Consider the following 23,032-nt stretch of genomic DNA (forward strand, 5'->3'; position numbering starts at 1 on the left):
GCGACGCCTGATTCGGAAGCTTTCTGAGCGGTCCGTCCGACCGATTCCGGTGGCGACTCGACCCCATGGCGGAAGCGGAGGGATTTGAACCCCCGGTTGGTTTCCCAACGCTCGCTTTCAAGGCGAGTGCATTCGGCCGCTCTGCCACGCTTCCCTGCCCCGAGCCTAGCGCCTCGCCCTACCAGGCGCCCCCGAGGTGGTTGTTCACCCGGCTGAACGCCTCCCCCAGCACCACCTGCTCCTCTTCGGTGAGCAGATCGATCAGGTGCGCCCGCACCCCCGTCACGTGCGTGGGGGCCGCCCTCCGCAGCAGGGCCCGGCCGCTCTCCGTGAGCACCGTGACCACCCCGCGCCGGTCCGCCGGGTCGCGTTCGCGCTGGACGTGGCCTTCGTGCTCCAGGCGCCCCACCTGGTGCGACAGCCTGCTCTTCGTCGACCCCAGCATGGCCGCCAGGTCCGACATCCGCGCCCGGCCGTCCTCACTCGCCGACAGCGCCACCAGCACCTCGTAGTCGATGAGCGAGAGGTCGTGCTCCTCGGCGAGCTCCCGGTGCAACCGCTGCCGCAGGTGCAGGGTGGCGACGATGTACGACCGCCAGGCGAGCATCTCGCGCTCGCTCAGCCACCGCGGCTCTTCCTCGCTCATGCTACGCAGAGTAGATCCCGCACCCGCCTCCTCCGCAGCGGGGATCTTCCGCCGAAAGTGGCTGCCGAAACGGTTGTCTCACCGCCGTCGGAGGCGCATTCTGGTCGCAAGCGGATGGCACGACCCGAACCGCGGCACACCGGCCAGGCGCGCCGGGACGGGCCTCCACCCGGGAGAGGGTTAGGTGGTGCAGTGACGGATGATTCCTCGCGGTTGACCGACGGCTGTGTCCCCACGACCGGGGCGGCCCGATTGGCGACCAGGTCGTGATTGTGAACAGTGCGAGCGCGGGTATTCCACGTGCGCTCGGGTCTTGAAACGCGCATTTCGGCGTCGTTCGAGCTCGTGTTCGGTGTGGCCTCCGTGCCCACACCGCCGGTGCTCAACGCCGGCCCGGCACTGCGGCCGACCGCGTTAGTTTTTCCATGACAACCTCGGTAGTCCTGGGTGCACGCCCCCGCTGCGGGTGCGTGCACCCAGGCTTTTTTCTTGCCCAGGCGGGGTTTCCCGGCGAGGACTAGGCTTTGCCGCGTGCGATTCGACGAAGGTGCGGGCCTCGACCTGTCCGAGGTCTCCGATCAGCGTGGCGGCGGCGGGATCGGCGGCCGGGTCGCCCTCGGCGGTGGTGGGCTCGGCGTGCTCGGCCTGGTGGTCTACTTCCTCCTCGGCCAGTTCGGCGGGGTCTCGCCGAGCGGCTCCGGGTTGTCCGGCATCGGGTCCGGCCAGCAGACCGACAACACCTCGCTCTCCTCGGAGTGCCGCACCGGCGCCGACGCCAACCGGAACCAGGACTGCGCCACGGTCGCGGTGATCAACTCCATCCAGGACTACTGGGCCGCCGAGTTCGCCCGCTCCGGCCAGACCTACCGCAAGGCCACCACGAACTTCTTCAGCGGCGGCGTGCGCACCGGCTGCGGCAGCGCCAGCTCCGACGTCGGCCCGTTCTACTGCCCCGCCGACTCCGAGGTCTACATCGACCTCGCGTTCTTCCAGGAACTCCGTTCGCGCTTCGGTGCGCAGGGCGGCCCGTTCGCCGAGGCGTACGTGCTGGCCCACGAGTACGGCCACCACGTGCAGAACCTCAACGGCACCTCCGACCGCGTGCGCAGCCGCAGCGGCCCCGCCTCCGACTCGGTCCGGCTGGAACTCCAGGCCGACTGCTACGCGGGCGTCTGGGCCAACCACGCCACCACCACGCCCACCGAGACCGGCAGGCCGCTGGTCACCGAGATCACCCAGGACGACGTCAAGCGCGCACTGGACACCGCCGCCCGCATCGGCGACGACTACATCCAGCGCGAACTCGGCGGCGGCCGGGTGGACCAGTCGAAGTTCAGCCACGGCAGCTCGAAGCAGCGCGAGAAGTGGTTCACCACCGGCATCACCACCGGCGACCCGGCCCGCTGCGACACCTTCAGCACGCGCGACCTGGGCTGAGCGCACGAAGAGGGGGCCGTGAGCACCTGGCTCACGGCCCCCGGAAACCACTGCCGATCAGGCGGCGACGTCGTGCGTGTGCTCGGCGTGTGCCGAGAAGCTGCGCTGCGCCTTCCGCTGGTCAGCGGTCGCCTTCTTGTTCTTCGCGCCCTGCGGGCCGACCCCGTTGACCTCCTCGGTGCTGATGCCGTAGGTGGCGGTCACCCAGGCCAGCGCGTCGGAGTTGCGGTCGAGGGCCTTGCGGTCCACGTTCCCGAGGTTGTCGCACGGCTGGTGGTAGCACGGGTCGTAGGCCACGCCCGCCTTGCCGCCCCACTTCGCCGCCTGCGCCTCGGTCTTGATGCCCTCGGCACCGGTGAACAGGCCACCGGCCGGGATGCCCAGCGCGATGAAGCCGCCGTAGTCGGAACGGCCGCTGAAGTCGGTGTCCTCCACCGGGATGCCCTGCGAGCCGAGGTAGCCGACGAACTGCTGCTCGATCTGCGCCGAACCGTACGGGCCGGGGCCCGAACCCTCACCGGCCGAGTCGTCGCCGTCGTAGGCGAAGTACGCCGCGTTCGGCGAGCCGATCATGTCGAAGTTGAGGTACAGCGCGATGTCCAGCTGCTGCTCGAAGCTCAGCTGCGCGGTGTAGTAGTCCGAGCCGACCAGGCCGAACTCCTCGGCACCCCACCAGGCGAAGCGCACCGCGTTGTTCACCTTCGGGCTGCCGCCCAGCTGCAACGCGGTCTCCAGCAGCCCGGCCGAGCCGGTGCCGTTGTCGTTGATCCCGGCGCCGCCCGGCACGCTGTCCAGGTGGGCACCGGCCATCACCACGTTGTCCTTGCGGCCGGTCTTGGTCTCCGCGATCACGTTGTAGGTGCTGCGCTGCTCCTGGATGGTGCGCAGCTCCAGGGTGACCGAGGCGCCGTTCTGGCTCGCCAGCGACTCGCCGGCGGCCTTGGTGATGCCACCGGTCGGGATCTTCGCCGCGGTCGGGTCACCGAGCGTGCCGTTCAGGTCGCCGTCGGTGTTGTTGTAGATGACCGCGCCGACCGCACCGGCTTCCGCGGCGGCCTGCTGCTTCTGCGCGAACGAGCACGCCCCGCGCGAGACCAGCACGATCTTGCCGGTCACCCCGCTGTAGTCGGTCGCCTCGCAGCCCGGCGTGGCGTCCGACGGGACCACGGCCAGCGGTGCGGTGATGCCCCCGACCGGCGTGGACGGGCTGTAGGTCATCACGATCACCGGCACGTCCGCCCCGGCCACCTTGAGGCTCTCGGCGAGCGTCTCGGAGTAGGTGAACGGGAACTGCTGCCGGGTCACGGTGAAGCCAGCGGACTCCAGCTTGGCGGCCACGTACTCGGCGGACTTGTCGTAGCCCGGCGTGCCGGCGGCCCTGGTCCGGCCGTTCTGGTCGGAAATGCGCTGGAGGGCGATCAGGTGCCGGTTCACGCCACCTACGTCGACCTTCTTCACCAGCTGCTTGGCCAGTGCAGGCCCGTCCGGCACCGCCTGCGCCTGCGCGCCTGCGGCCGGGGCGGTGCCCAGCGCCAAGCCCGCGCAGGCCGCCAGAGCGACCGCGGGCGCGAGCTTTTTTCTCACGGATGACATCGAGCGGTTCCCCAATCTCACGTGGAATCGGCAGCCGGCTCCGCATGTCCCCCGACACAGCCGGTTGCCGCAGTGCGCATCACCTTCAGGTGTTTTCCGTTCCCGGTCAAGATGCATTCGTTGGATTCCGGGACAGTAACCGTTTAACCGCCGTTTACGGGCGCTGGTAACGAATTGACATTGTGGGTTTATGGTCGACGGTATGCACGCGATCACGATCACCGAACCAGGCGGACCGGAGAACCTTCGCTGGACCGAGGTCCCCGACCCGGAACCAGGCAGCGGGGAGGTGCTGGTGGAGGTCGCCGCCAGCGCGGTCAACCGCGCCGACCTGCTGCAACGCCGCGGGCTGTACCCGCCGCCGAAGGGCGCCAGCGAGATCATCGGCCTGGAGTGCTCCGGGGTGATCGCCGAACTCGGTGAGGGCGTCGAGGGCTGGTCCGTCGGCGACGAGGTGTGCGCGCTGCTGGCGGGCGGCGGCTACGCGGAGAAGGTGGTGGTGCCCGCCGGGCAGCTGCTGCCGGTGCCGGGTGAGGTCAAGCTGATCGCCGCCGCCGGGCTGCCCGAGGTGGCCTGCACGGTCTGGTCGAACGTGGTCATGCACGCGGGACTGGCCGAGGGCGAGGTGCTGCTGGTCCACGGCGGCGCGGGCGGCATCGGCACGCACGCGATCCAGGTGGGCAAGGCGCTCGGCGCCACGGTGGCGGTCACCGCGGGCTCGGCGGACCGGCTCGACCGCTGCCGCCAACTCGGCGCCGACCTCACCATCAACTACCGCGACCAGGACTTCGTCGAGGTGCTGCGCGCGGAAACCGGCGGCGCGGACGTCATCCTGGACAACATGGGCGCGTCCTACCTCGGCCGCAACGTCGACGTGCTCAAGCCGGACGGACGGCTGATGGTGATCGGCATGCAGGGCGGGGTCAAGGGCGAGCTGAACCTCGGTGCGCTGCTCGGCAAGCGCGCCAGCGTGACCGGGCTCGGGCTGCGTGGCAGGCCGGTCGAGAACAAGGCACGCATCGTCAGCGCGGTCCGCGAGCACCTGTGGCCGCTGGTCGAGCGCGGTGAGGTGGCGCCGGTGGTGGACCAGGTGCTGCCGATGGCCGAGGCGGGCACCGCGCACGCCGCGCTGGACGAGGGCGGCGTGTTCGGCAAGATCCTGCTGGCCGCGCGCTCCTGAGTCAGCGCAGTTCTTCGAGGACGCGCACCAGCTGGTTGATCTCGAAGACGTTGGAGTAGTGGGCGAGGCCGATGCGGACCGCACCGCCGACCTCGCCGACTCCCAGCGCCCAGAACACCCCGCTGGTGCCGTCGTCGGCGAACGCGCAAAGTCCCTGCGAGGCAAGGTATTCGGCCACTTCGGGCGACTTCTTGCCGGCCACGGTGAAGGCGAGCGACGGGATCCGGCGCATCGCGTCGCCGATCACCATCACGTGCCGCAGCGAGCGCAGTTCCGTGCTCAGCTGGGCGAGCAGGCCGGCGTGGTACGACTTCGCCGAACCGAGCGAGGTGACCAGCTTCTCCCGCCGCGAGCCGATCGCGGCGTCGTCCAAACCGGACAGGTAGTCCACCGAGGCGACCAGCCCGGCGAGCAGCGGGTAGGCGTGCGGGCCCAGTTCGAGCCGGGCCGGGCCGCGCGCGTTGGCCTCCAGTGAGGCCGACGGCAGCCGCTCCAGCAGTTCCGGATCGCGGAAGACGAGGGCGCCGACCGCGGGCCCGCCCCAGGCCTGCGCCGAGACGACCATGATGTCCGCGCCCAGCTCCTGCAGGTCCAGCGGCACGAACGGGGCCGCGTAGGTGGCGTCCACCACCACCAGCGCGCCGACCCGCTTGGCGAACTCGATGATCGTCGGCACGTCGGGGCGGGTGCCCACCGAGCCCGACGCCAGCGTCACGGTGACCACCTTGGTGCGCGCGGACACCAGGTTCTCGTACTGCCAGGCGGGCAGTTCGCAGGTCTCGATGTCTATCTCGCCCCAGCGCACCACCGCGCCGACGCGCTTGGCCGCCCGCCGCCACGGCGCCAGGTTCGCCTGCTCGTCGAGCCGGGAGACGACCACCTCGTCGCCGATGGTCCACCGCTCGGACAGCGCGTCGACCAGGCGCTGGATCAGCACCGACGCGCTCGCGCCGAGCACCACGCCGGTCGGTTCCGCGCCGACCAGGTCGGCCACCGCCCGCCGGGCCGCGGACACGATGCTCTCGGCGCGCTGCGAGGCCGGGAAAGCGCCCCCGGGCCCGGAAACCGGGGCCCGCATCGCCGTGGAGACCGCCGAGGCCACCTGCTCGGGCACCAGCATCCCGGCCGCGCCGTCGAAGTGAATCCAGCCATCACCCAGTGCGGGGAACAACCCGCGAATCCGAGCGACGTCGAAGGCCATGGGCACACGGTACGGAGCCCGGGAATCACCGTGTGCTCCGGGGTTGGCCTGGGAACCGCGTGACCAGCCACGGACCAGTAGGCTCGGGGCATGACCGAGCCGAATTACCCGAAAGCAGACACGAACGGCGAGTCCGCCCAGCACGTCGTGGTGGTCGGGCCGGACGGGTCCCCGGTCGGCACGGCCAGGATCGCGCCGAGCGAAGAGGCCGAGCAGAGCGAAACCGTCGGTGACCTCGTCGAAGAGCCCGCCAAGGTGATGCGCATCGGCACGATGATCAAGCAGCTGCTCGAAGAGGTCCGCGCGGCACCGCTCGACGACGCCAGCCGCAACCGGGTCCGCGAGATCCACGAGACCTCGATCAAGGAGCTGGAGCAGGCACTCGCGCCGGAGCTGCGCGACGAGCTGGAACGCCTCGTCTCGCCGTTCACCGAGGACACCACGCCCACCGACGCCGAACTGCGGATCGCGCAGGCGCAGCTGGTCGGCTGGCTGGAGGGGCTGTTCCACGGCATCCAGACCGCGTTGTTCGCCCAGCAGATGGCCGCGCGGGTGCAGCTGGAGCAGATGCGCCGCGGGCTGCCGCCGGGCGCGTCGGCGGGCGGCGACAACCCCGGCCCCGGCATCAGCGGCACCGGCCAGTACCTCTAGTCGGTCAACTACAAACCGTTGATCTTGCTACTTGGTCAACGACCAACATAGACTCGGTTCCCCCCGTCGATCGGTTCCCCACCACGACGAAGGGAACCGAAGATGCGGAACGCAGTCCGCGCCCTGGCCGTCGCGCTGATCGTGGCGCTGGGCGCGTCGGCGGGCGTCAGCCCGGCCGTCGCGGAGGTGCAGCGGGTCGCACCCGGCCCGCTGCCCAGTGACACCGGCGAAGCCGCGCCCCAGGTGTACGAGGTCGTGGCGAACATCCCGGTCGAGCTCACCAACGACGAGCAGGCCGCGGGCAACTGGGTGCGCGGCGAGTTCGAGAAGCGCGGGTACATCTGCCTCAAGTGCTACGCCGACGTGGCGCCGAGGGCGGACGTCGGCAAGTGCCTGTCCGGCATCGCCGCGGCGATCGGGTTCAACCTGTTCGCCGCGGGCAAGGTGCTCAAGCTGTGGAAGCTGGTCAAGGACCTCGGCGGGCCGCGCAAGATCGTCGACCTGATCAACAAGGCCTTCGCGCGCTCGAAGGAGCAGGACAAGGACGCGCTCGACGCACTCCGCGAGGTGTTCGAGGAAGCCGGCCAGGGCGTCGGCGCGATCGCCGCGGAGGTGCTCAGCATCGACGGGATCCTGGACAACTGCTTCTAGGGGGTGGGGCCATGCGCGGCCTGGACGGCCCCGCGCTCGCGCTGTTCTACGTGCTGCTCCCGGTGGCCACGCTGGTGGTGTGCGCGCTCGCCGTGCGCACCACCGTGCGGGCTCGTGCCGGGGGCAGCACCTGGGGTGACTCGGTCATCTCGGCGCAGGAGCGGTGGCTGCCCACGCGGCTGGCCGTCGCCTTCGCCGCGTTCGTGCTCACCGCCCTGGTTTCCTCGCTGGTCCAGGACGTGGCGCGGCCCACCATCACCGAACTCGTCGTGGTCGGCGCGCTCGCCGCCATCCCGTTCACCGCGCTGGACTCCTCCGCGCGGCAGCGGCGCACCGTTCCCGCCCTGGTCTCCGGCGCCGCCGCGGTTCTCGTTCCCGCGGGGCTCGGCTGGCTCTTCGCCGCCGGCTGAGCCGGCGGGCCGGGGAAATAAGGCGCCCTATAACGCAACTACCGGTTCACGGCGAGTCGGCGCGTGCGTACACTCCTGGCTTTCGGCGCGGCCAAGGCATCGGGGCGATTGGGGGCCCCACCTGCCGAGCCTGCGAACGAGGGAGGCCCCTGCGGTGCGCGAAAGAATCCATCAGCTGCTCAGAGGTGAAGCAGTGCGCCGGTCGATGCGCGAGAAGTTCCTCCGCGCCATGGCCGAGGTGATGGAACCGTGGCAGAACGAGCAGCGCGAACGCCTCGACCGGCTCGAACACGAGCTGCGCCAGGACGCGAAACACGCCTTCGACCGCCTGGTCGAGTTCGAAATCCGCAGCAGGCGGGACATCGTCTACGCGGCCGACCAGGAGGCCGCGATCGAGGCGAACCGCTTCGTGCGCAACCACATGCCGACCGCCCCGCACTTCGGCGACCCGCACGCCACCCTGGAGCACGCGCTGTCGCTGGCCCCGGCCGAGGGCATGGCGCTGGAGTTCGGCGTCTACACCGGGACCACGCTGAAGATCATCGCCGCCGCGCGCGCCGGTGAGGTGTACGGCTTCGACTCGTTCCAGGGCCTGCCCGAGGACTGGCGCAACGGTTTCCCGGCGGGCACCTTCACCGTCGACGGGCTGCCGGACGTCTCCGGCGCGGAGCTGGTGCCCGGCTGGTTCGACGAGACGCTGCCCAAGTTCCTCGACGAGCACCCCGGCCCGGTGGGCTTCCTGCACGTGGACGGCGACCTGTACAGCTCGGCGAAGACCGTGCTGGACCTGGTCGGCCCCCGACTGGTCGAGGGCAGCATCGTGGTCTTCGACGAGTTCTTCAACTACCCGGGCTGGCAGCGGCACGAGTACCGGGCGTGGATGGAGTACGTCGGCGCGACCGGCGTGGAATTCACCTATGAGGGTTACACCTACTCCGACGAGCAGGTCATCGTCCGCATCGGCGGGCGGTGAGGGCTGGTCTCAGTCAGGTCGAGCCCGTCGGTACCCTCGTATCTCGTGCACGCCACCAGCACCATCGAACAGGTTCCCGCGCCCCCTGCGGTCTCCGACAGCCGCACGTTCAAGCGCGCCATCCGCGATCTCAAGCAGGGCTACGCCAATCGTGAGCTCTGGAGCCATCTCGGCTGGCAGGACATCAAGCAGCGCTACCGCCGCTCCGTGCTCGGCCCGTTCTGGATCACCATCAGCCAGGGTGTCATCGCGCTCGGGCTCGGGGTCCTCTACGCGGTCCTGTTCGGCGCGCCGGTGGCGACCTTCCTGCCGTACGTGGCCACCGGCCTGATCGTCTGGACGTTCATCAGCGGCTGCCTCACCGAAGGCATGGAGTGCTTCATCTCCAACGAGGGGCTGATCAAGCAGCTGCCCTCGCCGCTGTCGGTGTACGCACTGCGCACGGTGTGGCGCCAGATGCTGATGTTCGCCCACAACATCATCGTCTACGTGGTCATCATGCTGATCTACGTCGGGACGCTGAGCGGGCCGTACACGCTGACCGGCGACGGCACCTGCGGTGGCGTGAACACCGCGTGGACCTGCCACCCCGGCATCGGCTTCGACATCCTGCTGGCCATCCCCGGCTTCATGCTGGTGGCGCTGAACGCGGGCTGGGTGACCATGCTGCTCGGCATCATCTCCACCCGCTTCCGCGACATCCCCCAGGTGATCAACGCGCTGGTCCAGCTGCTGTTCTACCTGACCCCGATCGTCTGGCCGCTGGACCAGGTCAGCGCCGTCGGCGGCAACCGGCACCAGCTGGCCGAGACCGTGCTGCCGATCATCCAGCTCAACCCGATCTACCATCTGGTCCAGGTGGTCCGCGCGCCGCTGCTGGGCCAGCACCTGAGCATCTACAGCTGGCTCGCGGTCGCCGGGATGGCGATCGTCGGCTGGGCGCTGGCGCTGGTCGCCATGCGCAACTACCGTGCCCGCGTCTCGTATTGGGTGTGACAGGAAACCAATGGTCAGCATTGAAGTTCGCAACGCCTACGTCGACTTCCCGATCTTCGACGCGAAAACCCGGTCGCTGAAGAAGAAGGTGATCGGGAAGGTCGGCGGCAAGATCGGCACCGGCAGCCGGATCCCGATCATCGAGGCGCTGCGCGACGTGACGATCTCGCTCTCCGAGGGCGACCGGGTCGGCCTGGTCGGGCACAACGGGGCCGGCAAGTCCACCCTGCTTCGCCTGCTGTCGGGCATCTACGAGCCCACCCGCGGCTCGGCCCGCGTGGTCGGCAAGGTGGCGCCGGTGTTCGACCTCGGCGTCGGCATGGACCCGGAGATCTCCGGCCTGGAGAACATCATGATCCGGGGCCTGTTCCTCGGCATGACGCGCAAGGAGATGGAGAAGCGGGTCGACGACATCACCGAGTTCACCGAACTCGGCGACTTCCTCCAGATGCCGCTGCGCACCTACTCGACGGGTATGCGGGTGCGCCTGGCGCTGGGCATCGTCACCTCGATCGACCCGGAGATCCTGATCCTGGACGAGGGCATCGGCGCGGTGGACGCGGCGTTCATGGCCAAGGCGCGCGACCGGCTCAAGGACCTGGTCCGCCGGTCCGGCCTGCTGGTCTTCGCCAACCACTCCGACGAGTTCCTCGCCGAGTTCTGCGATTCGGCGATCTGGATGGACGAGGGTGAGGTCAAGCAGCACGGCTCGCTGCGGGAGGTGCTCACCGCCTACAAGGGCCGGGACCCCTTCCAAAACCTGAGCCCCGAGGTGCTGGAGCGGATCGGGCAGGCCCCGGTCCTGAGCGGGAACGGCGGCGAGTAGACGTGGAGCAAGCGCTGGCGGCGGGTTCGGTGGTGGCCGTGGTGGTCACGCGCCACCGGCGTGAACTGCTCGCGGACTCACTGAAGATCATCGCCGCGCAGACGCGGCCGGTGGACCACCTGGTGGTGGTGGACAACGGGCCGGACCAGTCCGCCGAAGACGTGGTCGCCGGTTTCCCGTTGCCGTACACGTACCTGCCCTCCCACCGGAACCTCGGTGGGGCGGGCGGGTTCGCGCTGGGCATGCTGCACGCGCTCTCGCTGGGCGCGGACTGGGTGTGGCTGGCCGACGACGACGGCAGGCCTGCCGACGAGAACGTGCTGGCGGTGCTGCTGAAGGTCGCCGAGGAGCGCGACCTCGCCGAGGTTTCGCCGGTGGTGTCGAACATCGAGAACCCGGACAAGCTGGCGTTCCCGTTGCGGCGCGGCCTGACCTGGAAGCGCTCGGCTTCGGAGCTGGGCGAGGACTTTCTGCCGGGCATCGCCTCGCTGATGAACGGCGCGTTGTTCCGTTCGTCCACTTTGGACGTTGTCGGCGTGCCGGACCTGCGGCTGTTCTTCCGGGGCGACGAGGTCGAACTGCACCGGCGGCTGGTGCGCTCGGGGCTGCCGTTCGGTACCTCGCTGCGCACCACCTACCTGCACCCGGACGGCTCGGACGAGTTCAAGCCGATGCTGGGCGGGCGGTTCCACGCGCAGGACCCGTCGAACGAGGTGAAGCGGTACTACACCTACCGGAATCGCGGGTACCTGCTGTCGCAGCCGGGGATGCGGAAGATCGGCGCGCTGGAGATCGTCCGGTTCGGGCTGTACTTCGTCGGCGTGAAGCGGGACCCGAAGGCTTTCGTGCAGTGGCTGAAACTGGTGCGGCAGGGGCAGCGGGAGCGCTTCTTCCGCTACTGAGGCTTCTCAGGTGGTGTAGGGGGTACAGCCCCCGGTTCGAGCTCGACGGAGACCCACTGGCCAGGGGTCGCCGGTTCTCATCGCATCATTCCTCGCGGTACGGCGAGGGCCAGTTCGGCTCGACGAACAGGCCCGGCCCGGCCAGCTCCCGATGGGCGTCCACTGTGGACCCGACGTACAGGTAGAAGTCGTTGCCCACGTGCGCGTAGAACCGGTCGTCGTCCTCCAGGCGGCACCAGATGCCCGCCTCCCGCAGCATCGCCCGGCACACCTCGACCGCCTCGTCCAGCGAAAGCCACTGCCCCTCGCGGATCGCCGCGTCCTCGCCTTCCAGGCCGCGGACCCGCACCCGCGTCACCCCGGAAAGCTCGGCCGCGGTCCGCACCGCCTGCAGGTACAACCCCTCGACGCGCTCGTACTCAGCGCGGTCGACCAGCTCCCCGATGTCGGAGTACGCGGTCCACTCCTCCGGGTCGTGGGCCTCGCCGTACTTCGTGACCTTGTACTGGTGACCGCGCCGGCTGGTTCTCATCGCTTGGGGGTGAAGGTTTGCGGCAGCACGCCGGAATCCCAGAGCGCGTCGAGGTGGTCGAGCAGGGCCATCAGGTCCTTGTCCCGGAGAGCCCGCAGTTCCGCCGACTTCTCCCCTGGATCGTCGAACTCGAAATCCGGGTGGAGCGGCGGTCCCGTCGACGACGCGTAGCGGCGGCAGTTCGCACACCACACGTACGACATGGCGACCCGGCGCGGCCCGTCGTGGTCGTAGAGGTACCGGCGCACGGCCTTCTTGCCGCACGCCGGGCACACGCGCTCCACCGCCTCGGTGAGCGGCGGCGCCGAGCGCCCCAGCGCCTCGATCTCCCGCGGTGAGTAGGTCCGCCACCGGCTCATGACCGGCCGGTCCTCCGGTTGAATTCGGCCAGCATGCGCTGACCGTACTCCTCGGCCTGCGCCTCGGTGCCACCGTGACCCCAGAGCCGTCGCGAGTCCTGGTGGTAGATCTCGTGGAACAGGCTGGCGATCGCGGTGTCGCGGTTCTCCAGGCCCCGATCGGTGATCTCGATCAGCGGCCGCCCGCGCGGACCGGTCATCGGGACGTCCGGATCACGCGGGTCCACACCGGCGTTCGCCGGGGAACGGGCGTAGGCCGGTCGCCCGTCCGGCCCGATGATCTCGGGTACGTGCACGATGTCGTAGTCGCGCACGCTCATCCCGGCCCGCCCGAGATCCATCCTCAGCTGGTTGATCCGGCAGGGCGTCAGCCCCAGCGGATCGGCGAACACGGTGGTGTTGGGCACGTAACCGTGCGGGTTGAAGCCACCGGCCAGCCCCAGCGGGTCGCTCGAGTAGTAGTTCCCCAGCGCGGTGTCGTAGTACCGGAAGAGGTTGTACTCCAGCCCCGTCTCCACGTCGTGGTACTGCCCGGGGAAACCGAACGGCGTGCCCGGTGCCTCCTCCGCCCGCTTCCCCCAGGCCGTGCTCGTCCGCCGCCAAGCGAGCCTGCCGTCGTCGGTGATCAGCTCGGCCGGGGTACCGAGCAGATCCGTGACGATGGAGTAGAACTGCTCGTCGAACCATTCCGCCGAGCCGGGCGAGGTGGACCGCTCGAACTGGACGAGCGGCGCCACGCCACCCGGTGCCCGCTCCCAGGTGGTCGTCCGGACCGGGGCGAGGTCGTCCCGCCAGTGGGACTGCTCGGCCAGAGTCGTTCCGTCCCAAGCGAAATCCACCTGCTCGCGCACCGATCCGTCGGCGGCGAGGCGTTGCTTGGCGATCCTCCTGCCGAGCGGGTCGTACCGGTAGCGCCACCTCGTGCCGTCCGGGGTCACGACCCCGGTCAGCCGGTCCTGCGCATCCCAGGAGTACTGCCAGCTCGCCGGTTTCGCCGAGAGCCGCTTCTGCTGCTTCGCCACGACCCGGCCCTGTGCGTCGTGGTGGAGGCTGACCCCGCCCGCGGCACGGAGGCGGCTGCCCTCGTACTCACGTGCTTCGGGCTGCGCGGGTGCCCCGGCGGTGGCGATGTTGCCCGCCGCGTCGTACGAATACCGCTCGATCGAAGCGCCGTCGACGCCGGTGATCCGGCCGACCGGGTCGAGCTGGAACCGCCGCGTCCCGGCGAGGTGGTCGTCGATCGAGCTGACGTACCCGTCGGACCGGTAGTGGTACCGCCGCCGCTGCAACACCTGAGCCCGCGGGTTCGTGCCGCCCACCACGGACACCGTCTGCGATTCGAGCCGGCGCCCGGTGTCCCAGGTCTGGGCCACCACGGTGCCCGAATCGAGCAGCCGCTCCACCTCGTGCCCGGTGACGTCGTAGCCGAAGCTCAGCGCGTGCCGCGCGGTGGTCAGGCCGACCGGCTGGTGGTTGGCGTCGTAGGTCCAGGTGCTCTCGACCCCGCCGGGGGTTATGCGGGCCACCCGCCTGCCGATGACGTCGTACCGGGAGGTGACCGTGCGGCCGTTCACCGACTCGGTCAGCACGCTGCCCCGGACGTCACGTGTGTAGCTCAGCTCGGCATCCGGGCTCGTCGCGCGGACGAGCCGCCCGGCCGGGTCGTACTCGAACCTGGTGACCTCGCCCGCCACCCACTGCTCGATCACGTTACCGAGGGCGTCACGCACCAGTTCCGTCGTTTCACCGACGCCGTTGGTGCGGGCGATCAGGCTGCCCGCCGCGTCGTAGCGGTAGGTGAGCTGCCTGCCGTCGAAGTCGGTCTCGCTGACCACGTTGCCCGCGGCGTCGTAGGTGTACTGCCAGACCGCGCCGTGGGCGTTGGTCACCGAGATCAGCTGGAGCGTTTCGTCGTAGGCGAACCACACGGTGCTGCCGTCCGGGTCGGTGCGGCTCGCGGGCAGGTCGAAGTGCGTGGTGCTCATCCGCGTCACCCGCCCGGCCGGATCGACGTGCTCCACCTGGTTGCCCTCGCCGTCGTACCGCCACCGGTCGACCCCGCCGTCGGGATAGGTCCGCGTCAGCGGCCGCCCCTCCACCGTCCAGGTCAGCGTGGTCACCGCGCCGAGCGGATCGGTCACCGAGCTGACCCGGCCGAACTGGTCCCTGGTGTACCGCACGGCCGCCCCCAGCGGGTCCACCGTCGCCACGGCCAGGCCCGCGGCGTTCGTCTCCACCCGGCGCTCCCCGCCCGCGGCGTCGGTCATCGAAGTCAGGTGGCCGCGCTCGTCGTAGGCGTACCGGGTGGTCGCCCCGGCCGGATCGGTCAGCGCGACCAGGAGCCCGCGGTGGTCGTAGTCCTGCCGCCAGACGGCGCCGTCCGGCGCGATGACCGTGGTCGGCCTGCCGAACCGGTTGTACTCCGACAACGCCTGGCTGCCGTCCGGCCGGGTCAGCGCAACCAGGTTGCCCGCTTCGTCGTAGGCGTACCGGGTGGTGCGCCCGAGCGGGTCGGTGCGCGAGCGCAGCTGGTCGAGTTCGTCCCACTCCTGCGTCGTGGTGTGGCCGAGCGGATCGGTCTCGGCGATCACGCGCCTGGCTTCGTTGTAGCGGTAGGTGGTGGTGCGGCCGAGCGCGTCGGTGAACCTGGTGAGCAGGTTTTCGGGTTCGTAGGTGAAGGTGCCGTTGAGGAAACCGCCGGAACCCTGGTTGGCCACGCACCGCCCGTCCCCGTCGTACAGGTAGCGGTACCACTCGCCGTTGCGGTCGGTCCACCCGACGATGCGACCGGCGTGGTCGTAGTCGAACCGCATCGCCGAATTCGACGAGTTGATCACTTCGGCCAGGTGCCCGGTGTCGTGGTAGGTGAAGCGCACCAGCGAAATGTCGTCGCCCGCGTCGCTGTGCAGCCGCAGTTCGCGCACCCGGCCGTCACGGCTGTCCACCTCGATCCGGTAACCGCCGTCGTGCCGCACCGAAGTCGGCATTCCCGAGTCTTCGCGGTCGAAGTGGATGCGGACGCCTGCCCGGTTTTCGACCGCACCGAGCCAATGCACCCGGTCCCGGCCCGGTTCGAAGTGCAGCACATCGGCTTGCTGGGGCCGGGTGATCGCGAATCCCGTCGCCGTGCGGGCCAGCGGCCAGCGCGGTCCGACCCGGGGCAGCACTTCGCCGTCGACCGGCGGGTCCGGGTAGACCAGCAGCATGCCGTCCTCACCGACGTAGACCACGCCCTCGTCGTCGAACTCCAGCCGTTGGTCCATTGTGGACGCCCAGGACCGGCCGAAGAGCTGCCCGGCGCGGTACGAGGAAACGTGGGTTCGCCGCAACACCAGCGGCAGCACCGCGTCGAGGCGCACGTCGGTCTGCCCGAGCACCATCTCCCCGGTGACCACGTCGATCGGGTCGTTGCAGGTTTGCCGGTCCTGCTCCGGCGTTTTGGTGTCGTCCGCGTCCTTCGGGCGGTTGTTCCCGTTGCCGCGGTCCGACTGGCCGGGACCGTCCTTCGTGGGTGTCGTCCCCGGTGTGTCCGCGCCGGACGGGGTGTCCGTCGAGTTCGGCGTGGTGTCCGGGGAATTCGGGGTGGTGTCCGGGGTCTTGGTGGTGTTCGGCTTCGCGCTCGACGGGGTCGTGCTGCTCCCGGGTTTCCCGCCCTTGCGCAGCATTTTCGACAGCTTCTCGATGATCTCGCCGAGTTTGTCGATGATCTTGCGGATCTTCGGCGAGACGTTGCCGATCGTCTTGACCAGTTTGCGGATGAACTCGCTGATCTTGTTGATGGTCTTCGTGATCGCCGTCGTGGCTTGGACGGCGATCACCGGGGTGGCGAAGCCGAGGGTGCCCGCGGCTTCCAGGGCCCAGGTGATCAGCTTGCCGACGAGTTCGGCCACCAGGTCGCGCACCAGCTCACGCACGGCGGCGACGACGGTGCCCATGATCATCACGCCCGCCGAGATACCGTCGGCCAGCGAGGCGGCTCCGGCGAGGGCGTCGGCCTGCTCGGCGGCCGCGCCTCGGTAGGCCTCAGCGCCTTCGCCCTGCCAGCCCGCCGTGCCGTTGGTGACCTCGTTCCCCAGGTCTCCGGCGATGGCGTTGACCTCGGCGGCGACGTTCGCCCAGGTGTCGGAGAAGGACTGGATCACCGGCGGATCACCCGCCAGCCAGTCCAGCGCCTCCTTCAACGGCTGGACGTGCTCGATCAGCCAGGACACGCCGTACGACGCCAGCGTGCCGATCGGATCGACCACCAGCGAGAGCACTTCGAGCCCGACGCCGACCGCGCCGAGTCCGGCTTCGACCCACGAACCATCGGACACACCGTTGGCCAGATCGACCGCGGACTCCGCGATCCCGATCCCGGTCACCCCGGTCGTCTGCGACTGCGCCTGCGCTACCAGCGGATTGCTCATCCGTCCCCCTCAGCGACACCTGAAGGGTATGACGGTCAGCGGGGTACCCGCGGTTCCCGTTTACTCGCCGATCACCGGGGGTGCGGTGCGCTGGTCGGTGCCGAAGATCTCGTCCGGGTCGCCTTCGAGCAGGTAGGCGGGCCGGGTGTGTTCCTGGTCCTCCTCGCCCTGGCCACCGCGGCCACCGGCACCACCCATGCCACCGCCCATACCGGCACCACGACCGGCGGCGGCCCCACCGGGACCACCCATGCCGCGACCAGCGGCCTCGGCCGCACCGACCCCACCCGGCTTCGCCAGGCCGGCGCCGGAGGACGCACCGCTACCGCCACCGCCGGGGCCGAAGCCCGGGGTGCCCGCGCCGCCGCCACCGCCGCGGCCGATCTTGCTGTTGTAGTCACCGGACCCGCCACCACCGGGCCCGAACTGGTTCATACCGCCCATCGGCATCGGCGCGTACGGGCTGGGGTTGCTGGTGTTGAGGTTCTGCCCACCGGGGTTGCCGAAGTTCGGCGGCTGGTAGCCGGCCGGGTTCGTGTTCGACGGCAGCGAACCGGCGCCGATCTTCGACCCGTCCTGCATCGGCGGCGGGGTGCCGATCGACCCACCACCGATGCCACCGGAACCCGAGCCACCCCCGGCACCGGGACCGCCGCCGGGGATGTTGCCCGCCGAACCGCCGGTGAAACCGGAACCGCTGGTGCCGTCGTTGCCGTTGCCCCCGGGCGGGGTGACCGTGCCGCCGCCACCCGCGTCGTACTTCGGCGGCTCGGCGAACACCGGCTGCTTCGACGCGGCCTCGTACAGCTCCTTGTCGTAGTCCGCCATCACGCCGGCGGCTTCGGTGTGCGCCTGCTGGCTCTTGTGGTAGGTGTCGATGGAGTCGTTGATGTTCGACATCAGGTCGAGCGGGTTGCCGCCCCACTTCTCCATCTCGGTGTTCCAGTCGAACGGGATCTCCTCGGGCATCTTGTTCTTCGCCCGGGTGGCCGCGTCCGCCTGCTGGAACATCACCTCCGAGGCCAGCTTCGCGTTCTCGGAGTTGCCGTCCGACCAGGTGGCCAGGCTGCTGAAGTACTTGCGCGCGGAGCTGGCGCCCTCGCCCTCCCACGCGCCCATGGACTTGTTGACCGCGTCACCGAGCGAGGTGGCGAAGTCCTTGAAGTCCTTGTGCAGCTGGTGGTAGGCGTCGGAGACCTGGACGATCTGCTCCGGCTTGAGGTTGTTGTTCACGTACCCGCTGATCTGGGCGTGGTCGTGACCGAGGTAGTCGGCGTCGGACGGCTTGAGGCCCTCGACGTACTGGATGTCGCTGTTCGAGGACAACGTCTTCACGTTGTTCTCGCCCATCTTGTCGGCCTCGCCCTGCGCCTTCATCCTGGCCTGCATCTCCAGGATCGGGCCGAGCAGCCAACTGTCCTTCGGCACCCCGTTGGCCGCCTGTTCCTGCAGGTAGGCATCGCGCTGCGAGGGCGACATCTCCTGCAGTTCCTGCGGGGACTTCGGCGCGGACGGCGTGGTCATCTCGGTTCCCCTCAGACGTTGTAGGTGGCCACGTCGGACTGGGCCGTCGATTCGGTTTCGTCGTAGATGCCCGCGGCGCGCTGGAGGGCCTCGGTGGCAGCCACGAGCACCTCGTCGAACTGCTTGAGCACCACGTTCGCCGAGCCCACCTCGTTGTCCGCGCCCTTCTGGTCGTGCGCGGCCACGGTGTGCCCGTAGTCGTGGCTGCCGAGTTGCGGCACCTGGCTCAGCGTAGTGTTGAAGACCATCTGCGCCTTGAGCCGGTCGCGCATCTTGGTGATCGAGTCGATCAGGTCGTGGACGGCGCCCTCTTCGATCTTGAAGCCGCCGGTCTTGGCCGCTTCGACCAGCTTCTGGGTCTCGGCCTTGGTGGAGGCGATCGCATCGGCGTTCATCGAACCCGCGAGCGGCTTCATGCTCATGAATGCGCCTTCAGCGGGAATCATCCTTGCCCAACCCTTCACTGCCGACAGCTGTGCCCACCGGGATTCTACTCAGCACTCCGACGCCGGTGAATCACGAACGGTTCCGCGTGCAAATGAGTGCGCTCACAGATAGCCCTCGAGCTGCTGGAACAACTGCTGGGCGATGCGCGCGTTGTCGGCCGGGGCGTAGGTCAGCCACTGCTGGCCGTCGGCGGCCTGGCGCATGGTGCTGAAATAGCGGCCGTCCTCGTTGTCGAACCAGGCGACCGGGGCCAGGTTCACCGCGGTGCCGTCCTGCGCCCGGACGAAGGCGGTGAACTGGCCGATCCGCTTCTTCGGCTTCTCGAAGATCCGCTCGACCGCGCGCAGCTGCGGCGGCGCCGACGAGTGCGAGCGCGGTGCGGCGACCCCGGCGAACGGGTCGTAGCCGTCCTCGCGCGGGCGCTTCGGGCGCGCGGCCGGCTTGGCGATGGTCACCGACTGGCCGGGCCCGGCCGGGGTCATCGGCAGCAGGTCGACGATGGCGGGCACCACCCCGGTCGGGCGCGCCTCCTCGAACACCAGGAGGTTCTCGTCCTGGCGGACCATCACGCCGAACTGGCCGTTGGTGGCGGACCGGGCGAAGAGCCGCTTGCCGCCTTCGAGCTGGGCGGCCGCGGTGATCGCCACCGGTGACCGGACGAAGGTGCCGAGCGCGATCTCGACGTCCCCGTCGAGGCGGCCGCGGCGCAGCACACCGCGGGACTCCAGGTCGCGGAAGACCGCGTCGCGGACCTGCTTGCGCTGGGTGTGCGTGGTGCCGATGTGCGGCACCTGGAACGGGAAGGGCGCGCGGCCGAGGCGGGTGTGCTCGAGCAGGATGTCCACCGCCGCCAGCGACAGCGAGAACGAGTGGGCCATTTCCTCTTCCCCCGTTTTGCGCGCGGAACTTCTCGCCACAGCACGTTAGCCCACCCACGCGCTCCGCTGTCAGCGAACCGCCTTGTCCGTGCCTGATCAACGCTGCTGTGCTGGTCCCATGAGCGAATCCAGGCCCGCACTCGTCGTACACCTGGCCACCGGCGGCGAGCCGCTGGTCTTCGCCCTCGAACCGGAGGTCGACCTGGTCGAGTTCCAGAAGCGGCTCCGGCTGCAGCTGGAGCACGGTTCGGTGGACTCGGTGAAGACCAAGGAGGGCACCACCGTCTTCGTGCACTACGGCAAGGTCGCCGCCGCCTACGTCGAAGACCTCCAGCGCAAGGGCAAGGTCTTCGGCTTGCATTGAAGACGGCGCGCAGCGCTCCGTTGGGGGTGGCGGCGGGCGACGGGCGGGCTAGACGAGCAGTTCGAGCAACGCGGCCTTCGTCTGCGGGCGCGAGGCCGCGATGAGGGTGAACACCGACTCGCGGGCGAGCCGCTGGGGGTGGTTCGCGCGGAGCACGCTGGTGCTGCCGGTGGCGGTGACCAGCACCCCGGCCGCGCGGAAGGCGAGTTCGGAAGCCGCCGCGCGAGCCGGGTACAGCAGTTCGAGGTCCGCCATCCCGGCGTCGAGGCGCCCGCGGACGTCGTCGAGTTCGGCGCGCAGCTTCGCGGCGGGCTCGGTGGCGCCGAGCAGCCGGATGATCCGATCGGCCAGCCCGCACGCGACGCACCCGTTGAGCCGCGAGCCGACCACCTGCCCGGCGAGCATCTGCTCGTGGGTGATCTCGCTGACCACCTGGTTCGACGGCAGCTCGTAGCCGTCGAATTCGAGCCGGACGGTGCCGGTGGCCTGCGCCGCGACCAGGTCGAGGCCCTCGACGCGCAGCGTGCGCCCGGCGGCCGGTTCGACCAGGCCGTTGATCACCTGGTCGCCGTCGCGGGCGGAGACCTGGAGCAGGTCGACCGCGCCCCAGCCGCTGACGAACGGGGCCTCGCCGTGCAGCCGGAACCCGCCGTCGACGCGTTCGGCACGCAACCGCGGCACCGGCGGGATGGCCCCGGCGAAGGCGACCCCGAACCGGGTCTCGCCCTTGAGCGCGGCGGCGAGGTGCTGGTCGCGCAGGTCGGTGTTGGGGGTGGACGCGAGCGAGAGCACCACGCCGTGGTGCTGCATCCAGGTGAAGGTGGTGCTCAGGCAGCCGCCGGCGAGCGTCTCCAGCACGGCGACGATCTCGGGCAGTTCGAGGCCGGGGCCGCCGATCTCGGCGGGGGCGGCGAGGCCGTAGAAACCCTCCTCGGCGAGCAGGTCGAAGTGCTCGCGCGGCACTTCGCCCGCGGCGTCGACCGCGTTGGCGGCCGGGAAGAACACCTCGTCGGCGATGCGCCGGGCCCGCTCAAGGAAATCGCCCATGGACTTAGGCTAACCTAAGTCCATGGGCGAGAATCACTAGCTCAGAGCTCGTAGAGACGCGTCCAGTTCTCGCGGCTGGTCAGCTCGGGCATCGCGCGCTTGTACTGCTCCTGCACCGCGGCGCCCTCCTTCCGCAGTCGCTGCAGCACCTTGACGCCGCGCTTGCCCAGCTCGAACATGCGGTCCCGGTCGTACTTGCGGACCCGCACACCCTCCTGCGAGGCGTCGGTCACCACGGCGGTGTCGAACAGCGAGATGTGCCACCAGGAGGCCTCGTCGTTCGGGACCGCGCCAAGGCCGAACCGGTGCCTGCCGAGCAGCCGGTCGATGATGCGCTTGAGCAGGATGACGCGCTGCAGGCTCGGCCGCGGCGCGGCGTTGATGATGCCGATGTCCGCGGACGCGATGCCCGGCACCTCGGTGGCCTTGTGGCGCTTGGTCTCCGGGTACTCCTCGCGGATCCGCCGGATCTCCTTCATCGCCGCGACGCCACCGTCACGCAGGATCTCCGGGCCCTCGAGGAAGTCCTCGACCGCCTTGATCAGCGTGGCCGACAGGCCGTACTGCATGCCCAGCAGGTACCGGACCAGCTGCGCCACCAGCACGCGCGAGAGCAGGTTCAGGTTGAACGGGCTGTGCAGCGCGGCGGTGATGATCGAGTTGCGCAGGTTGAAGTACCGGTGCCACTCGTCCCAGTCCTTCCAGCCGAAGTCGGCGTGCCAGACGCCGGCCCCGGGCAGGGTGACCGTCGGGAAGCCCTTGCCGCGGGCGCGGTAGCTGTACTCCGCGTCGTCCCACTGGAAGAAGAACGGCAGCGGGTAGCCGATCTCCTTGACCACCTCGTACGGGATCAGGCACGACCACCAGCCGTTGTACCCGGCGTCGAGGCGGCGCTCCTGGCGGTTCGGCTTGCCGGTCTCCTCGTCCACGCCGAGCAGGTCGGCGGTGTCCAGCGAGTGCTCCACCGGCTGGCCGGGCTCCAGCGTGTTCAGCCGGGCGTACTCGGCGCCGACGTGCAGCTGGTCCGGGTGCAGCAGGTTCAGCATCTGGCCGCCGACGATGATCGGGTTGGCGGCGCGGTTGGAGAACGCGGTCAGCCGGATCACCAGGTCCGGCTCGAGCAGCACGTCGTCGTCCATGAACAGGACGTTGGCGTGCTCGGTCTCGGTGTGCCCGGCGACCTCGTACAGGCCGCGGGTGAACCCGCCCGCCCCGCCGAGGTTCGGCTGGGTGATGTAGTGCAGCTTGTCGCCGAGGTCCTTGACCACCTGGGCGAAGCCCTCGCGGGTCTCCACCCGGTCGGTGCCCTGGTCGGCGACGTAGATCGCGTCGAGGGTCTCCAGCGAGTTGAGGTCACCGGCCAGCGCCTGCAGGTTCGACAGGCAGTCGTCGGCGCGGTTCATCGTGCAGATGGTGACCGCGGTCGGGCGGATCTGCTCCGGCGAGTCGACCGTCCAGCGCACGCGCTCCACGGTCAGCCGCTGGCCGGACTCGGTGGACAGGTCCAGCCACAGCGCGCCGCCGTCGTAGAACTTGTCGATCTTGGCTTCCAGGGTGACCTGGGTGTGGTCCGCGCCGGTGATCTCACGGGCGGTGACCGTGCGGTGCTCGCCCTCGAAGTCGGAGGCGCCGACGGTGAGCAGGCCGTCACCGGTGACGGTGGCCTCCACCCGCACCTTGTCCGCCGTGGTCCAGCGCTGCCAGTAGCTGGCCGGGAACCGGCCGAAGTAGGTGTTGCCGGACACCTTCGCCGACGGTTCGAGGGTGACCCCGCCGCGACGGCGGGCGGCCACGCCCAGCGTCACCTCGGCGTAGAGGTCCTTCGACACCACGTCGGACGGGCCGGCGAACAGGCCGCGCTGCGCGAGCAGCCGATCCTGGGGGGCGCGCTCGGAGAACACCGTCTGCTCCTCACCGGAAGCGTTCGGGCGGGTACCGTTCGGCGCCGCCGGGTCCTTGACCGCCGCGCCGCCGGGCTGTCCGGTCACTGCTTTACCGGGCATTAA

21 protein-coding genes and 1 tRNA gene are annotated in these 23,032 nt (G+C 69.8%); 10 read left to right on the forward strand and 12 right to left on the reverse strand.

The features are described 5' to 3' along the window. Positions 1 to 66: 66 nt before the first annotated feature. Together JYK18_RS10495 and JYK18_RS10500 are read right to left on the reverse strand one after the other, a co-directional pair. A tRNA-Ser gene (locus JYK18_RS10495) sits at positions 67 to 154 on the reverse strand. Positions 155 to 178: 24 nt separating this feature from the next. Further along, positions 179 to 646: a MarR family winged helix-turn-helix transcriptional regulator gene (locus JYK18_RS10500; protein WP_206801901.1), complete on the reverse strand. Its 468-nt coding sequence runs from the start codon at positions 644 to 646 to the stop codon at positions 179 to 181. A gap of 531 nt (positions 647 to 1,177) precedes the next feature. Here JYK18_RS10500 and JYK18_RS10505 point away from each other — a divergent pair. Continuing rightward, positions 1,178 to 2,083, forward strand: coding sequence for a neutral zinc metallopeptidase (locus tag JYK18_RS10505; protein ID WP_206801902.1), 906 nt, complete (start codon positions 1,178 to 1,180; stop codon positions 2,081 to 2,083). A 57-nt stretch (positions 2,084 to 2,140) separates the two neighbouring features. On the opposite strand, the gene JYK18_RS10510 is transcribed toward JYK18_RS10505, so the two are convergent. After that, positions 2,141 to 3,676 carry a M28 family metallopeptidase gene (locus JYK18_RS10510; RefSeq protein WP_206801903.1) on the reverse strand — a complete coding sequence of 512 codons (1,536 nt, stop codon included), beginning with the start codon at positions 3,674 to 3,676 and terminating at the stop codon, positions 2,141 to 2,143. Between the two features lie 202 nt (positions 3,677 to 3,878). Between JYK18_RS10510 and JYK18_RS10515 the strand changes: the two genes are divergently transcribed. Further along, entirely contained in the window at positions 3,879 to 4,856 is a 978-nt protein-coding gene (locus tag JYK18_RS10515; protein WP_206801904.1) for an NAD(P)H-quinone oxidoreductase, read from the forward strand. A gap of 1 nt (position 4,857) precedes the next feature. Here JYK18_RS10515 and JYK18_RS10520 read toward each other — a convergent pair whose 3' ends face one another. Then, positions 4,858 to 6,057, reverse strand: coding sequence for a cysteine desulfurase-like protein (locus JYK18_RS10520; RefSeq protein WP_206801905.1), 1,200 nt, complete (start codon positions 6,055 to 6,057; stop codon positions 4,858 to 4,860). Positions 6,058 to 6,147: 90 nt separating this feature from the next. Between JYK18_RS10520 and JYK18_RS10525 the strand changes: the two genes are divergently transcribed. The 7 genes from JYK18_RS10525 (at position 6,148) to JYK18_RS10555 (ending at position 11,466) form a co-directional block, all read left to right on the forward strand. Further along, on the forward strand, positions 6,148 to 6,708 hold the full coding sequence (locus tag JYK18_RS10525) for a bacterial proteasome activator family protein (protein ID WP_206801906.1): 561 nt from the start codon (positions 6,148 to 6,150) through the stop codon (positions 6,706 to 6,708). 102 nt (positions 6,709 to 6,810) lie between these two features. After that, entirely contained in the window at positions 6,811 to 7,359 is a 549-nt protein-coding gene (locus tag JYK18_RS10530) for a hypothetical protein (RefSeq protein WP_206801907.1), read from the forward strand. Positions 7,360 to 7,370: 11 nt separating this feature from the next. Then, a complete protein-coding gene (locus JYK18_RS10535) occupies positions 7,371 to 7,769 on the forward strand; it encodes a hypothetical protein (protein WP_206801908.1) in 399 nt (132 codons plus the stop codon). Positions 7,770 to 7,974: 205 nt separating this feature from the next. After that, positions 7,975 to 8,742, forward strand: a complete 768-nt coding sequence (locus JYK18_RS10540) for a class I SAM-dependent methyltransferase (protein WP_206801909.1) — start codon at positions 7,975 to 7,977, stop codon at positions 8,740 to 8,742. Between the two features lie 45 nt (positions 8,743 to 8,787). Further along, on the forward strand, positions 8,788 to 9,738 hold the full coding sequence (locus JYK18_RS10545; protein WP_206801910.1) for an ABC transporter permease: 951 nt from the start codon (positions 8,788 to 8,790) through the stop codon (positions 9,736 to 9,738). Positions 9,739 to 9,748: 10 nt separating this feature from the next. After that, positions 9,749 to 10,564 (forward strand): ABC transporter ATP-binding protein, encoded by an 816-nt coding sequence (locus JYK18_RS10550; protein ID WP_206801911.1) that lies wholly within the window; start codon positions 9,749 to 9,751, stop codon positions 10,562 to 10,564. A gap of 2 nt (positions 10,565 to 10,566) precedes the next feature. Further along, complete coding sequence (locus JYK18_RS10555) at positions 10,567 to 11,466, forward strand: glycosyltransferase family 2 protein (protein WP_307795855.1); 900 nt, start codon at positions 10,567 to 10,569, stop codon at positions 11,464 to 11,466. A gap of 85 nt (positions 11,467 to 11,551) precedes the next feature. Here JYK18_RS10555 and JYK18_RS10560 read toward each other — a convergent pair whose 3' ends face one another. From JYK18_RS10560 to JYK18_RS10585, 6 genes are all read right to left on the reverse strand, one after another. Further along, positions 11,552 to 11,998: a hypothetical protein gene (locus JYK18_RS10560; protein WP_206801912.1), complete on the reverse strand. Its 447-nt coding sequence runs from the start codon at positions 11,996 to 11,998 to the stop codon at positions 11,552 to 11,554. After that, on the reverse strand, positions 11,995 to 12,357 hold the full coding sequence (locus tag JYK18_RS10565; protein WP_206801913.1) for a hypothetical protein: 363 nt from the start codon (positions 12,355 to 12,357) through the stop codon (positions 11,995 to 11,997). Before JYK18_RS10565 ends, JYK18_RS10560 begins: the two co-directional genes overlap by 4 nt. After that, positions 12,354 to 16,766, reverse strand: coding sequence for a DUF6531 domain-containing protein (locus tag JYK18_RS10570; protein ID WP_206801914.1), 4,413 nt, complete (start codon positions 16,764 to 16,766; stop codon positions 12,354 to 12,356). Before JYK18_RS10570 ends, JYK18_RS10565 begins: the two co-directional genes overlap by 4 nt. 60 nt (positions 16,767 to 16,826) lie before the next feature. Next, a complete protein-coding gene (locus JYK18_RS10575) occupies positions 16,827 to 18,290 on the reverse strand; it encodes a hypothetical protein (protein ID WP_206801915.1) in 1,464 nt (487 codons plus the stop codon). A gap of 11 nt (positions 18,291 to 18,301) precedes the next feature. Next, positions 18,302 to 18,712: a hypothetical protein gene (locus JYK18_RS10580; protein ID WP_206801916.1), complete on the reverse strand. Its 411-nt coding sequence runs from the start codon at positions 18,710 to 18,712 to the stop codon at positions 18,302 to 18,304. A 126-nt stretch (positions 18,713 to 18,838) separates the two neighbouring features. After that, positions 18,839 to 19,615, reverse strand: coding sequence for an ESX secretion-associated protein EspG (locus JYK18_RS10585; RefSeq protein ID WP_206801917.1), 777 nt, complete (start codon positions 19,613 to 19,615; stop codon positions 18,839 to 18,841). A 118-nt stretch (positions 19,616 to 19,733) separates the two neighbouring features. Between JYK18_RS10585 and JYK18_RS10590 the strand changes: the two genes are divergently transcribed. Beyond that, positions 19,734 to 19,979 carry a hypothetical protein gene (locus tag JYK18_RS10590; RefSeq protein WP_206801918.1) on the forward strand — a complete coding sequence of 82 codons (246 nt, stop codon included), beginning with the start codon at positions 19,734 to 19,736 and terminating at the stop codon, positions 19,977 to 19,979. A 48-nt stretch (positions 19,980 to 20,027) separates the two neighbouring features. Here the strand turns inward: JYK18_RS10590 and JYK18_RS10595 are convergent, their stop codons facing one another. Together JYK18_RS10595 and JYK18_RS10600 are read right to left on the reverse strand one after the other, a co-directional pair. Then, entirely contained in the window at positions 20,028 to 21,026 is a 999-nt protein-coding gene (locus JYK18_RS10595) for an acyl-CoA dehydrogenase family protein (protein ID WP_206801919.1), read from the reverse strand. 41 nt (positions 21,027 to 21,067) lie between these two features. After that, positions 21,068 to 23,029, reverse strand: coding sequence for a glycosyltransferase (locus JYK18_RS10600; RefSeq protein WP_206801920.1), 1,962 nt, complete (start codon positions 23,027 to 23,029; stop codon positions 21,068 to 21,070). Between the last annotated feature and the right edge of the window lie 3 nt (positions 23,030 to 23,032).

It is taken from the genome of Amycolatopsis sp. 195334CR (assembly GCF_017309385.1).
In the GTDB taxonomy this organism is placed as follows: domain Bacteria; phylum Actinomycetota; class Actinomycetes; order Mycobacteriales; family Pseudonocardiaceae; genus Amycolatopsis.